This window comes from Winogradskyella marina, from assembly GCF_015645385.1.
Lineage (GTDB): Bacteria > Bacteroidota > Bacteroidia > Flavobacteriales > Flavobacteriaceae > Winogradskyella > Winogradskyella marina.
The window spans coordinates 1-336 of sequence record NZ_JADOET010000064.1; the positions used below are offsets into that span (position 1 = coordinate 1).

Below are 336 nucleotides of genomic sequence, written 5' to 3' on the forward strand. Positions count from 1 at the left end.
AACAATACCTGTGTCAACTCCTCCGATTATCCAATGATTATTCGTTCCTATTTCTGGAGTTAATCCATCTGTTCCGTCTGATACAACAACATCGGTTGTGCCGTCACTAACGGTTACAGTACCATTACCATTATCCGTTACCGTTACTGAAGTGCCGTCAACACCGTCTTGTCCGGATGGACCTACTAATGCATCTAAAAAGTCTTGTTCTGATCCTGAGTGCCCTGCTGCTAGCCATTCTTCGTATGCTGAATCACCATTTTGTCCTCCTGCAACAATACCTGTGTCAACTCCTCCGATTATCCAATGATTATTCGTTCCTATTTCTGGAGTTAA

1 pseudogene is annotated in these 336 nt (G+C 43.2%); it reads right to left on the reverse strand.

Annotated features, from left to right (window positions below):
* Positions 1-336: pseudogene (locus ITJ86_RS17205) on the reverse strand (hypothetical protein); the annotation flags it as partial.